This is a genomic window from Clavibacter sp. B3I6 (genome assembly GCF_030816895.1).
In the GTDB taxonomy this organism is placed as follows: domain Bacteria; phylum Actinomycetota; class Actinomycetes; order Actinomycetales; family Microbacteriaceae; genus Clavibacter.
In genome coordinates this window covers 2,249,455-2,262,797 of the sequence record NZ_JAUSYL010000001.1, presented here as the reverse complement: position 1 = coordinate 2,262,797, position 13,343 = coordinate 2,249,455, and the positions used below count along the sequence as shown (strand labels likewise).

Below are 13,343 nucleotides of genomic sequence, written 5' to 3'. Positions count from 1 at the left end.
CCCTGGCCGGCCGGGGCGCCGTCTGCGAGGATCGGCGCATGCCCCGATTCCTCGTCCGCGTCGTGATCAACGCCGTCGCGCTCTGGCTCACCACGCTCATCGTCTCCGGCACGGTCGTGACCGCCTACGCACCCGGCGACGTCACGGCCACCGTGCTCACCTACCTCCTGCTGGGCGCGATCTTCGGCATCGTGAACGGCGTGATCGGCACCGCGATCCGCATCGTGGCGTTCCCCCTCTACATCCTCACGCTCGGGCTCATCTCGCTCGTCGTGAACGGCCTGCTCTTCCTCCTGGTGGGCGCGATCTCCGACGCCCTCGGCTTCGGCCTCACGGTGGAGGGCTTCTGGTGGGGCGTGCTCGGCGCGCTCCTCATGGCGGTGTTCAGCTGGCTCGTGGGCCTCGTGCTGCGCCCCGTGACCGCGAGGGGCTGACCCGTCGCTCACCGGGTGCCCTCCGTGGGGATCGCCGGCATGACGGGCGGGCGCTCCGCCCGGTAGAGGCGGGATGCGACCGGCGTCGCCCCGTCGAGGAAGCGGTGGAGCCCCTCGCGCGCCTCCACGAGCCGCGGCGAGCGCGAGGCGTCCATCTCCGCCGCGGTCGCGCGGTAGGTCGGGAGCTGGTGCGCGTCCAGGGGACCCGCCGACGCCGTGGGGCCGTATGCGGGTGCGCGCACCACGACGTCGTCGCCCGCGTCGCCGTCGGAGGAGCGCACGCCCCCGAGCGCGGGGACCGGATCGTCCGTGTGCTCCACCGCCACGCCGTCGACGCCCGGTCGCATCGGCAGCTGCCCGAGCGGGGAGCCGAAGGTGAGCTCGTGGGTGACGTGGAAGCCCGGGTCGTCGCCGACCGAGCGCGCGAGGATCCCGCCCATCGAGTAGCCCACGACGTACACCTCGTCGTCCGCGGTGACGCCCGCCTCGCGGAGCGCGGTCTCCGCGGCGCGGACCGCGGAGCCGCCCTCCGTCGCGAGGGCGGCGGTCGCGGAGGCCGGGCCGAACTCCTCGCGGCCCGTGCGCGGGTCCAGCGTCTGCATCCCGCCGAGGTAGGCGACGAAGCGGCGGCCGCCGTCGGGCGCGCGGTACTCCTCGACGCGCATCTGCGGAGCCCCGGGGACGGGGTCGGGGATCCGGTCGGCGAGGTCGGTGAGGGACGACGGCGCCGGCCGGAGGGCGTCGGGTCGTGCGCGCACGGACGCGGGCGCGTCCCGCAGGAGGCCGACGGCGCCGAGCAGGCCCAGGAGGCCCGCGGCCGTCTGCCGGACGTCCGCATCGTGCGCGCCGGCAGGCGGCACGAGACGCGTGGCCGCGGCGGCGACGTCCGACACGACGTCCCGGACGGCCGCCGGCAGCATCAGCCGCCCCGGTCCGTCGGGCCGGCGCGCGATCATGCCGTCGACCCCGAGCAGCCGGATCCCGTCGGCCGCGGACCGGGCGGCGTCGCCGAGGAGGCCGCCGCTGCCCGTGCCCGCGGCGAGCGCGCCGCCCCCCTCGCCCGACGCGGCACGGACGCACCGGGCCACGTCGCGCTCCCCGTCCGCGTACTCGGCGGCGGCGCGGCGCAGGTCGACGGCGAGGGACCGCGCGTCGTGCGCGGCGGAGGACAGGAGGCCGCGCGGCACGTCGAGGCCCGCGTCGTGCTCGCCCCCGATCGTGGCGACGAGCGGCGGCAGGGCGAGCGCCACTGCATGCTGCTCGAGGCGCTCCCCCGTGTGGTCGAGTCGCGCGGCGAGGCGCGTGAGATCGTCCGTGACGACGACGGTGGCGCCGCCGACGGTCACCGTGAGGCCCGGGGCCGTGGCGTCGCTCACGGACGGACCCCGGGACAGCCGGACGCGGAGCCCGCAGCAGCACGGGCGTCGTGGAGCAGGGTCGCGGCGAGGGCGATCCGCCCGGCCAGGTCGTCCAGCGCCCGGGCGTACGCGTCGTGCGCGCGCCCGGACCAGGACGGATCGTCGCCGCACGACGCGACGTCGCGTCCGGTCTCCGCCACCGCGTCCGCGAGCGCCGCGAGCGCGTGCACGCGTGCGCGCTCCTCGACGCGCAGCTGGCCCGGCGTCCCTCCCCCGCCGTGCCCCGGCGTCAGCCCGAGCGGCTCGCCACCTCCCTCACCTGCCGCATCCGCCCGCTCCTGCACCGCGTCCCCTCCATCTGCCCGTCGACTCGCATCGTGCCCGCGAGGGAGCCCGCGACGCAGTGGGGGCCGTCATCCGGGGACGGAGCCCGTGCCCGGGGATGTGGGGAGGGAGCGCAGCCGACAGAATGAGCGCATGGGAGCCCCCGACCCTCCGGCCCCGACGGCGCCACCCGTCTTCCGGATCGCCTTCGTCTGCACGGGCAACATCTGCCGCTCGCCGATGGCGGAGGTCGTGTTCCGGGACCTGGTGCAGCGTGCCGGCCACGCGGACCGCGTGTCCGTGACGAGCGCGGGCACGGGCGACTGGCACGTGGGCGAGCAGGCGGACGAGCGGACGCTGGCCGCGCTCGAGCGGCGCGGGCTGTCGGGCGCCGCCCACCGCGCCAAGCAGTTCGACCCGGACGCGCTCCCCGACCTCGACCTGGTCGTCGTGTTCGACCGCGGCCAGGAGCGAACGCTGCGGCAGTGGGCCCGGACGGAGGCGGACCGGGCGAAGATCCACCTGCTGCTGTCGTTCGATCCTCCACAGGCGCACCTGCGAGACGTGCCCGACCCGTACTACACCGACGCGGCGATGTTCGACCGGGTTCTTGGGATGATAGACCGAGCCTCCCGGGCCCTCCTCGCGCAGGTGGAGCCCGGCATCCGTCCCCCAGCTAGGAGATCACCCCGCATGAGCCCGTTGCCCCCGCAGGTGCTGAGCCCCCTCGACGGCCGCTACGCCCCCGTCGTCACCGAGCTCGGCGAGCACCTCTCGGAGGCGGGTCTCAACCGGGCGCGCATCCACGTCGAGATCGAGTGGCTCATCCACCTCACCGACCGCTCGCTCCTCTCCTCCGCGCCGTTCACGGACGCGCAGAAGGCGGCGCTGCGCGAGGTCGTGGCGGGGTTCGGGCAGGAGCAGATCGACGCGCTCGCCCGCGTCGAGGCCGTCACGCGGCACGACGTCAAGGCGGTGGAGTACTTCGTGCGCGACCGCCTCGAGGAGCTGGGTCTCGGTCGGGTCGCGGAGCTCACGCACTTCGCCTGCACCAGCGAGGACATCAACAACCTCTCGTACGCGCTCGTCATCGACCGCGCGGTGCGCGAGGTGTGGCTCCCGAAGCTCGTCGCGGTCATCGGCGCGCTCCGCGAGCGCGCGCTGCTCTTCCGCGACGACGCGATGCTGTCGCGCACGCACGGTCAGCCGGCCACACCCACCACCCTCGGCAAGGAGCTCGCGGTGTTCGTGCACCGGCTGGAGCGCCTGCGCGCCGACGTGGAGGACGTCGAGGTCCTGGGCAAGTTCAGCGGTGCCACCGGCACCTTCGCGGCCCACCTCGCGGCCGACGCCGACGTCGACTGGCCCGCCGAGTCCCGCGCCTTCGTCACCTCGCTCGGGCTGGTGTGGAACCCGCTCACCACGCAGATCGAGTCGCACGACTGGCAGGCCGAGCTCTACACGCGCATCGCGCACGTCAACCGGGTGCTGCACAACCTCTGCACCGACGTGTGGACCTACATCTCCATGGGCTACTTCCGGCAGATCCCGCAGGCGGGAGCCACCGGGTCGTCGACCATGCCGCACAAGATCAACCCCATCCGGTTCGAGAACGCCGAGGCCAACCTCGAGCTCTCGGACGCGCTGCTCGACTCGCTCGCCTCGACGCTCGTCACCTCGCGCCTGCAGCGCGACCTCACCGACTCCACGACGCAGCGGAACGTCGGCGTCGCGTTGGGGCACTCGCTGCTCGCGCTCGACAACATCGGCCGCGGGCTCCTCGAGATCGACGTCGACCGGGCGCTGCTCGCGGCCGACCTCGACGCCAACTGGGAGGTCCTCGGCGAGGCGATCCAGACGGTGATCCGCGCGGAGATCGTCGCGGGGCGCAGCTCCATCAGCGACCCGTACGCCGTGCTCAAGGAGCTCACGCGCGGCAAGCGCGTCGGGCGCGACGAGATGCGCGCGTTCGTCTCCGGGCTCGACATCGGCGACCAGGCGAAGGCGCGGCTGCTCGAGCTGACCCCCGCAGGGTACGCCGGGCTCGCGTCGCAGCTGGTCGACCACATCCTCTGAGGCGGGCCGGTCGGGGTCGCCCCTCGGGAGCGGTTCCGACTGGAGCGGCGCGCTGCCCGGAGCGCGGGCCGACGAGCGCGCGGGCGGATGGGAGCGGAGGCGACAGCCCGGAGGCCGACCCCCGATGCCCGACGGGTCAGTGCCGGGTCGGTCGATCCGGGTGGTCCTGGTCGTCCAGGTCCTGGAGCTCGTCGCGGTTCGGCTTGAACGAGAGCGCGAGCATGGCGAGCATCACGAGCGCGCCGATGAACGCGACGCCCGTGAAGACGACGACGACGGTCCACGCCTGCGCGTCGCCCGGACGGGTGCTCAGCGCGACGATCACGCCGACGAACGCGGCGAGCCCGGCCGCGATGGCGAGCAGCTCGGCGGGTCGCATGCGGTCCTTGCGGATGTTGGAAGTCACGGTCAGCTCGCGCTCTCGGTGGTCCGGGGGGCGTCCGCCGCGGAGGTCGCGGTGGGCGTGGAGGTGCCCCATTTCATGCTCAGGGCGGCGATGACCAGGAAGACCCCGACGATCGCCGCGTAGGCGCCCAGCAGGCCGACGGCCACGACGGGCGCGGTGAGCTGGCCCTCGCGCTGCTCGACCCCGCCGTACTGGACGACGAGGTCCGGCGGCACGAGGAGGAACGCGATCGCGAGAACGACGGTGAGCGCGCCCACGGTGATCGCGTCGGTGGCTCCCGGCACGCGGCCACGGGAGCGCATGCCGGACACGAGCTCGAGGAACCCGGTGATCGCGGCCCACACGCTGACGACGTAGAGGAGGACGAGCACGCCCCCGTCCCGGGCGAGGAGCGCGGCGACGCCGGCCGCCACGGTGATCGCGCCCTGGGCGACGGCGCCGGTGCGGATCCGCGCCGCCGGACCGCGGAGGGCCCGCGCGCCGAGGCCCGCGGTGACGAGGCCGGAGACGATCGCGAAGACGCCGAACGCGGCGAGCCCGAGGGCCGGCGAGTGGTCGCTGGAGAAGGTGATGAACGCGGCGAGCGCGAGGGCGGGGAGTGCGCGGACGAGCAGCACGGGCCAGTACGCCGCCCGGAACGTCAGCTCGTCCTCGGACACGGCAGCCTCTCTCTCCATCCGGGCCAGCCTACTCGGTGGGTTCCTGGGCGGACGCTCGGCCGGGCCCCGCCGCGACCGCCCGCCGGGCTGGCCTAGGCTCGGTCCGTGACGAGTCCCCTTCCCCGTCTGGCCGCCGCGGCGGCCGGTGCGGTCGTCGGGCTCGCGGTCGTCTGCGCCGTGGGCGTGGCCTGCGGGATCGTCTACGCCCACCGGGCGTTCTGAGCCACGGCGGCCGAGGGGTCGCCGGTCCGGGACGCGCGGCCGGGTCCGCCCGTCCCGCCGCTCCATCCGCACGCGCCCCACCGCAGCAGGCCCCGCCCGCGCTCCCCACCCGCCACGCACACGACTCCGCACCCGTACCCGATTCCGCACCCGCAACCGAGAGGCCCCGCCGTGCCCCAGCCCGAGACCGCGCCGCGGCCCGCCTCCGAGAGCGGCCGGCCCGCCGGCGGGTTCATCCCGGTCGACCGCGCGGTCGTCGCCGCACCCGAGGGCGCCGCATCGGCCCTCGCGCGCCGCGACCGGCTGGCGCTCGGCATCGACATCGGCGGGACGACCCTCAAGGCCGGCATCGTCGACGTCACCACCGGGATCCGGCTCACGGAGCGCCTGACCGTGGCGAAGCCGGTCGGCGGCGAGCCCGAGGACATCGCGGACGTGATCGCGGAGATCGTGCTGGAGCTCACGCCCGACGAGGACCTGCCCGTGGGGGTGGGCGTCCCGGGGATCGTGCGGGACGGCATCGTCCGGTCCTCCGCCCACATCTCCGACCGCTGGCTCGGCATGGACGCGCGCACCGCGATCCGCGAGCGCAGCGGGATCGACGTCCTCACGGTCAACGACGCCGACGCCGCGGGCGTGGCCGAGCTCGAGTACGGGGTGCTGCAGGGCCGCGGCGGCCTGGTGATCCTCACCACCCTCGGCACGGGCATCGGCACGGCGCTCCTCCACGACGGGAAGCTGATCCCGAACAGCGAGCTCGGCCACGTGCACATCGACGGCGGCGACTACGAGATGCAGGCGGCGTTCTCCGCGGTGCGTCGCGAGGGCATCACGTTCGAGGCGTGGGCGGCGCGGCTGGAGCGCTACTACCGGCACCTCGAGTCGATCATGTCGCCCGACCTCCTCGTGGTGGGCGGCGCGGCGGCGCACGAGTTCGCGCGCTTCGCGGGGTTCCTGCACCTCGACACCGAGATCATCGCGGCGAGCCGCGGCAACGACGCCGGACTGGTGGGCGCGGCCCTGCTGGCGCACCGGGCGGGCGTCGCGCCGGACTGAGCGGGTGCCGGCTGGCGGCCGCCGCCCGCCGCCCGCCGGACGACCGCTGCCCGACGACCGCCGCCCTGCGGCGTCGTCGCCTCCGCAGGCGCCCTCCGGCAGACTGACCGCATGAGCACCGCCGCTCCCCGCCCCCTGCGCGTCGTCATGGCGCCCGACTCGCTCACCGGATCCGCCACCGCGGTCGAGGCCGCCGAGGCGCTCCGCCGCGGCTGGCTCCGCGCGCGGCCCCACGACGACGTGGTGATCGCCCCCATGGCCGACGGCGGGCAGGGCACCCTCGACGTGCTCGCGGCCGCGGTCCCGGGTGCCCGACGCGTGCCCGTCCGCGTCACCGGACCCGACGACCGGCCGGTCGACGCGCGCTGGCTCCTGCTGCCCGACGGCACGGGCGTCGTGGAGGTCGCGTCGACGAGCGGGATCACGCTGCTCGACCCGCTCCGCCCGCTCGCCGCGCACACCCGCGGCTTCGGCCAGGCCATCCGCGCTGCCCTCGACGCGGGCGTCCCGCGCCTGCTGCTCGCGCTCGGCGGCAGCTCGTCGACCGACGGCGGCGTCGGCGCGCTGCGCGAGCTGGGGGCCCGGGCGCTCCGCGCGGACGGCACCGCGGCCGGGGACGGCGGCGAAGCCATGGCCGGCATCGCGACGCTGGAGCTCGCGCGGCTCCGGGCGCTCCCGGCCGGCGGGGCGCGGATCCTCGGGGACGTCCGCGCGCCGCTCACCGGTCCCGCGGGCGCGGCCGCCGTCTACGGGCCGCAGAAGGGCGCGACGCCCGCGGACGTCCGGGCGCTCGACGCCGGCCTCGCCCACCTCGCGGGGCTGCTCGGCGTGGATCCGTCCGTCCCCGGATCGGGCGCGGCCGGCGGGACCGCCGCGGGGCTGATGGCGTGGGGCGCCGTCGCGACGTCGGGATCCGCGGGCGTCGCCGAGGCGATCGGGCTGCCCGGCCTGATCGCGGGCGCGGACGTCGTGGTGACAGGCGAGGGGCGCTTCGACGCGCAGTCGCGGACGGGCAAGGTGGCGTCGCGCGTGCTCGACCTCGCGCGCGAGCACGGCGCCGCCGCGGTCCTGGTCGCCGGCGCCGTGGCCGCGCCCGCCGACGGCTTCCGGGCCGTGCGCTCGCTCACCGACCTCGCCGGATCCGCCGACGCCGCCCGCGCCGACGCCGTCGCGTGGCTGGAGCGGGCTGCAGAGGACGTCGCACATGACGCGGGAACGCTCACGGGCTGAGCCGACGCGAGCCGGCACCAGCCGACGCGCTCCCACCGCTCACGGACCGACAGCCCCCCGAGACCCCCGTCCTCAGCCCCGCGTCCCCGCCACGCGGTCCCGAGGACGCCGCTCCCCCAGCACCCGGTACTCCTCCGCGACGTCCGCCGCGGCGACGTCCCACGTGTGCCGGGCCGCGTGCGCGCGCGCCGACGCCGAGAGCCGCGCGAGCGCCGCCCGGTCGGCGAGCAGGTCGCGGATCGCGCGAGCCCAGTCGGCGGGATCCCGCGTCGGCACGAACACGCCGGTGACGCCCTCCCGCACGGAGTCGACGAGCCCCTCCGTGCGCGCGGCGATCACGGGCGTGCCGCAGGCCGCCGCCTCGAGCGCGACAAGCCCGTACGTCTCGGCCGCCGACGGCATGAGCGCGAGGTGCGCGCCGGCGAGCGTCCGGGCGGTCGCGGGGCGGTCGAGCGCGCCCGCGAAGACGACGTCGTCCGCGAGGTCCAGCGAGCGCACGAGCGCGTGCAGGCTCGCCGCGTACGCGTCGCGGCCGGGCGAGACGCCGCCGGCGATCACGAGCAGCGGACGGGACGCGGGATCCAGCAGGGCGAGCGCCCGGATCGCCACGTCCTGCCCCTTGAGCGGCTGGATGCGGGCCAGCAGCACGATGCGCACCCGCCCGCCGCCCTCGCGGCCCGACGGCTCCGCGAGGAACGCCTCCTCCACCCCGGGCGCGACGACGTGCACGAGCGCGGGATCCGCGTCGTACGCCTCCACGAGCAGCCGCTTCTCCGACTCCGCGGACGCCACCACGAGGTCCGACGCCCGCACGAGCCGCCCCTCGTCCGCCAGGCGCGACGCCGGCTCCGGGGTGTCGCCCGGCACGAGCCGCCGGTTCTTGCCCGCTGACACCGAGTGCAGCGTGAGCACGTGCGGCACGCCCCACGCGCGCGCGACGGGCAGCGCCGCGACGGCCGACAGCCAGTAGTGGGCGTGCACGACGTCCGCGGGCGGCAGCGCGGCGAGCGCCTCCGCGAAGGCGTCCGTGATGCCGGGCAGCTCCTCCTTCGCCAGCCGCCCGACCGGTCCCGCCCGCAGCGCGAGCAGCTCGACCCCGGGCGCGACCTGCATCGCCGGCGGGTCGGCGGGATCCGTGGCCCGCGTGATCAGCCGCACCTCGTGCCCCTGCCGCCCGAGGCTCCGCGCGAGCTCGAGCAGGTAGACGTTGAGCCCGCCGGCGTCGCCGGTGCTGGGGGTCTGGATCGGCGACGTGTGCAGCGAGACGAACGCGATCCTCATGGCTGCGATCCTACGAGCGGCCCCGCTCAGCCCTCGCCGCCCAGCCGTCCCGCGAGCCGCCCGTGCATGCGGAGGCTGGCCTCGTTCATCCCCTCGATGTCGACGGTGGTCCCGCGGCGCGCGTACTTGGTCGTGATCGCGTCGAGGGCCGCGACCGTGGAGGCGTCCCACACGTGCGAGCCGCTCATGTCGATCCGCACGCGCGCCGGGTCCTCCGCGTAGCGGAACCGCGTCGTGAGGTCGTTGCTCGACGCGAAGAACAGCTCGCCGACCACGCGGTAGCGGGCGACGGGCTCGCCGTCCGCGTCCGGGGCGACCGTGCGCTCCACGGTCGCGAATCCGGCCACGCGCCGGGCGAACACGACCATGGCCGCGATCACGCCCACCACGACCCCGATCGCGAGGTTGTGCGTCGCGACCACGACGGCCACGGTCAGCGCCATCACGAGCGTCTCCCCGAGCGGCATGCGCTTCAGTGTCGACGGCCGGATGCTGTGCCAGTCGAACGTGCCCACCGAGACCATCACCATCACGGCCACGAGCGCGGCCATCGGGATCACCGCCACCACGTCGCCCAGCACGACCACGAGGAGCAGGAGGAACACGCCCGCGAGGAACGTCGAGATGCGGGTGCGCGCGCCGGAGACGCGCACGTTGATCATCGTCTGGCCGATCATCGCGCAGCCGCCCATGCCGCCGAAGAGGCCCGACAGCACGTTCGCCGCGCCCTGGCCCCACGTCTCGCGGGTCTTGTCCGAGGGCGTGTCGGTGATGTCGTCGACGAGCTTCGCGGTCATGAGCGACTCGAGGATCCCGACGAGCGCCATCGCGAGCGCGTACGGCCCGATGATCCCCAGCGTCTCCAGCGTGAGCGGCACCTGCGGGAGGAGCAGCTCCGGGAGGCTCCGCGGCAGCTCGCCCTGGTCGCCGACGGTCGGCACGGCGAGCGCGCCGAGCACGGTCGCGCCGGTGAGCAGCGCGATGGCGACGAGCGGCGCCGGCACCACGCGCGTCACGCGCGGCAGCAGCACGAGGATCGCGATCCCCACCGCCACCAGCGGGTACACGAGCCACGGCACGTCGACGAGGTTCGGGATCTGCGCGGTGAAGATGAGGATCGCGAGCGCGTTCACGAAGCCGACCATCACCGACCGCGGGATGAAGCGCATCAGCCGCGCGACGCCCAGCACCGCGAGCACCACCTGGAGGATCCCGGCGAGGATCACGGTGGCGAGGAAGTGGTCCATGCCGTGCTCGCGCGCGACCGGTGCGATGACGAGCGCGACGGCGCCCGTGGCCGCGGAGATCATGGCGGGGCGCCCGCCGAGGAACGCGATGGTCACCGCCATCACGAACGACGAGAAGAGACCGACGCGCGGATCCACGCCCGCGATGATCGAGAACGAGATCGCCTCGGGGATCAGCGCGAGCGCCACCACGAGGCCGGCGAGCGCCTCGCGGGTGAGGATGCGCGGCGTGCGCAGCGCCTCGAGCACGGTGGGCGACGGCGACGGCGCGACGACGGAGCCCGGACCGGAGGCGTCCGGTCCGGTGGCGGCGGCGGGGGGCATGGCGGACACGGTGCTCCGATCGGATGCGGCCACGAGGGCGGAGGGGACGGGGTCGGGGTGGGACGAGGTGGGAGGGGCCGGGCCGGGTCTCCCGTGCGCTCCGCGTCGCGGGCGCCGGGAGCGCGACGGCCCGCGCCGCACCCCCGATCGGGGGCAGACGGCGGGGTCCCCGGCATCCGGGAGAATGGTCGGCAGCGGCCACCCGGCCGCGCCCACCCCACTCTACCCTCACGTGAGGGGAGAGTCTGTCTGGAGGCCCGCATGACACGACCCGCCGGCCCCGCGACCATGCAGATCGGCGAGCTCGCCGAGCGCACCGGCCTCTCGCACCGCACGCTCCGCCACTACGACGAGACCGGCCTCCTGCGTCCGTCCGGCCGCTCCGACGGCGGCTTCCGCCTCTACACGGACGACGACCTGGAGCGCCTCCTCCTCATCCGCCGGATGAAGCCGCTCGGCTTCTCGCTCGAGGAGATGATGCGCCTGCTCGAGGTCACCGACGCCCTCGACGCCGCCGCGCCCGACGACGACACCGTGTCCCTCCGCGCCGACCTGGCCGCCTTCATCGCCGACGCGGAGGAGCGCCGCCGCCGCCTCGCGGAGCACCTCGGCATGGCCGACGAGTTCCTCGACCGCCTCCGCGCGCGCTGATCCCGCGAGCCGCCCGATCGGTCCCGACGCGGACCCTCACGCGACGGCCTCGTACCATGGGGAGGTGTCGACCATCACCCCTCCCCGCGCGCCCGCCTCGGCCTCCGCCTCCCCCGTGCTGCGCGAGGCGTCCCGCCGTCGCACCTTCGCCGTCATCTCCCACCCCGACGCGGGCAAGTCCACGCTCACCGAGGCGCTGCTGCTCCACGCGCACGCCATCGGGTCGGCGGGCGCGGTCCACGGCAAGCAGGGCCGCAAGTCCACCGTCTCCGACTGGATGGACATGGAGAAGGAGCGCGGGATCTCGGTGAGCTCCGCCGCCATCCAGTTCACCCACCGCGACACCGTCATGAACGTCGTCGACACCCCCGGCCACGCCGACTTCTCCGAGGACACCTACCGGGTCCTCTCGGCGGTGGACGCCGCGATCATGCTCGTCGACGCCTCCCGCGGCCTCGAGACCCAGACCATGAAGCTCTTCGAGGTGTGCCGCCAGCGCCGCATCCCGATCATCACCGTCATCAACAAGTGGGACCGCCCCGGCCGCGAGCCGCTCGACCTCATGGACGAGATCAAGGAGCGCACGGGCCTCCTCCCCACGCCGCTCACGTGGCCCGTCGGCGAGTCCGGCGCCTTCTTCGGCGTCGTCGACCGCTCCACCGGCGAGTGCGTCCACTTCACCCGCACCGCGGGCGGCGCGACCATCGCCCCCGAGACGCGCATGTCCGCCGACGAGGCGCTGGCCGCCGCCGGACCCGCCTGGACGAACGCCGTCGAGGAGAGCGAGCTCCTGCACGAGGAGGGCCAGGACCACGACGAGGAGTCGTTCCTCGCCCGCCGCACCACCCCGGTGCTCTTCGCGGCCGCCGTGCTGAACTTCGGCGTGACCCACATCCTCGACGCCCTCGACGCCATCGCCCCCGCCGCGCAGCCGCGCCCCGACGAGCAGGACCGCACGCGCCCCGTCGAGGACGACTTCTCCGGCTTCGTGTTCAAAGTCCAGTCGGGCATGAACACCGCCCACCGCGACCGCCTGGCCTTCATGCGGATCTGCTCGGGCGTCTTCCACCGCGGCATGACGGTCACGCACGCCCAGACCGGCCGCCCCTTCGTCACCAAGTACGCGCAGCAGCTCTTCGGGCGCGAGCGCTCCACCGTCGAGGACGCCTACCCGGGCGACGTCGTCGGCCTCGTCAACGCGTCCAACATCCGTGTGGGCGACACGCTGTTCGACGGGGCGCCGGTCACCTTCCCGCGGCTCCCCCAGTTCGCCCCCGAGCTCTTCCGCGTGGTCCGCTCGAAGGACACGAGCACACACAAGCAGTTCCGCAAGGGCATCGAGCAGCTCGACCACGAGGGCGTCATCCAGGTGATGCGCTCCGACCTCCGCGGCGACCAGGCGCCCGTCCTCGGCGCCGTCGGCCCCATGCAGTTCGAGGTCGTCGTCGAGCGCATGACGAACGAGTTCCGCGCGCCGCTGCGCATGGAGCCGCTGGAGTACCAGGTCGCCCGGATCACCGACGCGGACAGCGCGCCGGCCCTCGCGAAGACCATCGGCGTCGAGGTGCTCGTGCGCTCGGACGGCACGCACATCGCCCTGATCACCACGCCGTGGCGTCTCAAGGCCATCGAGCGCGACAGCCCGGAGCTCACGCTCGTCGACGCGTCGACGGCCCTGCCGGACGCGTGATCGCGGTGATGCGCGCGTGACCCCCTCAGCCGGTCACGCCCGGGCGCAGAGCACGGGACCGGTGATCCTCGGCCCGGCCGTGGACGCTGAGACCCGCTGCGTGCACTACGGCTCGGCGCTCGACGTGGTCGCGCTCCGAGCCCCGTGCTGCGACGCCTGGTACCCGTGCCACCTCTGCCACGCGGCCGTCGCCGACCACCCGCTCCGGGTAATCCCCCGCGCCGAGCACCACCTTCCCGCCGCCCTGTGCGGCGTCTGCCGGGCGACGATGAGCGTCCCCGAGTACCTGGCGGCCGAGGCCTGCCCGAGCTGCGGGGCCGGCTTCAACCCCGGCTGCGCGGCGCACGCGCACCTCTACTTCGCGCCCTGAGCGCTCCGCCCCCGC

Annotated in this window: 13 protein-coding genes and 1 pseudogene; 8 read left to right on the top strand and 6 right to left on the bottom strand. The window is 75.1% G+C overall.

Going from position 1 to position 13,343, the window contains the following annotated elements; genetic code table 11:
• Positions 1-38 precede the first annotated feature (38 nt).
• Positions 39-434 (top strand): phage holin family protein, encoded by a 396-nt coding sequence (locus tag QFZ62_RS10870; protein WP_307505470.1) that lies wholly within the window; start codon positions 39-41, stop codon positions 432-434.
• Between the two features lie 8 nt (positions 435-442).
• On the opposite strand, the gene QFZ62_RS10865 is transcribed toward QFZ62_RS10870, so the two are convergent.
• Together QFZ62_RS10865 and QFZ62_RS10860 are read right to left on the bottom strand one after the other, a co-directional pair.
• On the bottom strand, positions 443-1,810 hold the full coding sequence (locus QFZ62_RS10865; RefSeq protein ID WP_307505466.1) for a hypothetical protein: 1,368 nt from the start codon (positions 1,808-1,810) through the stop codon (positions 443-445).
• Complete coding sequence (locus QFZ62_RS10860) at positions 1,807-2,022, bottom strand: hypothetical protein (protein ID WP_307505464.1); 216 nt, start codon at positions 2,020-2,022, stop codon at positions 1,807-1,809. The genes QFZ62_RS10865 and QFZ62_RS10860 overlap by 4 nt, the downstream gene beginning before the upstream one ends.
• A 247-nt stretch (positions 2,023-2,269) precedes the next feature.
• On the opposite strand from QFZ62_RS10860, the pseudogene QFZ62_RS10855 reads away from it, so the two are divergent.
• Both QFZ62_RS10855 and purB read left to right on the top strand, forming a co-directional pair.
• Positions 2,270-2,749 (top strand): annotated as a pseudogene (locus QFZ62_RS10855) (low molecular weight protein-tyrosine-phosphatase); the annotation flags it as partial.
• 60 nt (positions 2,750-2,809) lie between these two features.
• A complete protein-coding gene (purB, locus tag QFZ62_RS10850; RefSeq protein WP_307507773.1) occupies positions 2,810-4,192 on the top strand; it encodes an adenylosuccinate lyase in 1,383 nt (460 codons plus the stop codon).
• 136 nt (positions 4,193-4,328) lie between these two features.
• Here purB and QFZ62_RS10845 read toward each other — a convergent pair whose 3' ends face one another.
• Positions 4,329-4,598, bottom strand: a complete 270-nt coding sequence (locus QFZ62_RS10845) for a hypothetical protein (protein ID WP_307505461.1) — start codon at positions 4,596-4,598, stop codon at positions 4,329-4,331.
• Positions 4,599-4,600: 2 nt separating this feature from the next.
• Positions 4,601-5,275 (bottom strand): hypothetical protein, encoded by a 675-nt coding sequence (locus QFZ62_RS10840; RefSeq protein WP_307505459.1) that lies wholly within the window; start codon positions 5,273-5,275, stop codon positions 4,601-4,603.
• 375 nt (positions 5,276-5,650) lie between these two features.
• On the opposite strand from QFZ62_RS10840, the gene ppgK reads away from it, so the two are divergent.
• Together ppgK and QFZ62_RS10830 are read left to right on the top strand one after the other, a co-directional pair.
• On the top strand, positions 5,651-6,535 hold the full coding sequence (ppgK, locus tag QFZ62_RS10835; protein WP_307505457.1) for a polyphosphate--glucose phosphotransferase: 885 nt from the start codon (positions 5,651-5,653) through the stop codon (positions 6,533-6,535).
• A 111-nt stretch (positions 6,536-6,646) separates the two neighbouring features.
• On the top strand, positions 6,647-7,765 hold the full coding sequence (locus tag QFZ62_RS10830) for a glycerate kinase (protein WP_307505455.1): 1,119 nt from the start codon (positions 6,647-6,649) through the stop codon (positions 7,763-7,765).
• Between the two features lie 72 nt (positions 7,766-7,837).
• On the opposite strand, the gene QFZ62_RS10825 is transcribed toward QFZ62_RS10830, so the two are convergent.
• Both QFZ62_RS10825 and QFZ62_RS10820 read right to left on the bottom strand, forming a co-directional pair.
• Entirely contained in the window at positions 7,838-9,046 is a 1,209-nt protein-coding gene (locus QFZ62_RS10825) for a glycosyltransferase (RefSeq protein WP_307505452.1), read from the bottom strand.
• 26 nt (positions 9,047-9,072) lie between these two features.
• Entirely contained in the window at positions 9,073-10,617 is a 1,545-nt protein-coding gene (locus tag QFZ62_RS10820) for a SulP family inorganic anion transporter (RefSeq protein WP_307505450.1), read from the bottom strand.
• A gap of 261 nt (positions 10,618-10,878) precedes the next feature.
• Here QFZ62_RS10820 and QFZ62_RS10815 point away from each other — a divergent pair, with 261 nt between their 5' ends.
• The 3 genes from QFZ62_RS10815 to QFZ62_RS10805 all read left to right on the top strand — a co-directional run bounded on the left by QFZ62_RS10815 (position 10,879) and on the right by QFZ62_RS10805 (position 13,328).
• A complete protein-coding gene (locus QFZ62_RS10815) occupies positions 10,879-11,268 on the top strand; it encodes a MerR family transcriptional regulator (RefSeq protein WP_307505447.1) in 390 nt (129 codons plus the stop codon).
• 64 nt (positions 11,269-11,332) lie between these two features.
• Complete coding sequence (locus tag QFZ62_RS10810) at positions 11,333-12,958, top strand: peptide chain release factor 3 (RefSeq protein WP_307505444.1); 1,626 nt, start codon at positions 11,333-11,335, stop codon at positions 12,956-12,958.
• Positions 12,959-13,037: 79 nt separating this feature from the next.
• Positions 13,038-13,328, top strand: coding sequence for a CHY zinc finger protein (locus tag QFZ62_RS10805; protein ID WP_307505441.1), 291 nt, complete (start codon positions 13,038-13,040; stop codon positions 13,326-13,328).
• Positions 13,329-13,343: the final 15 nt, after the last annotated feature.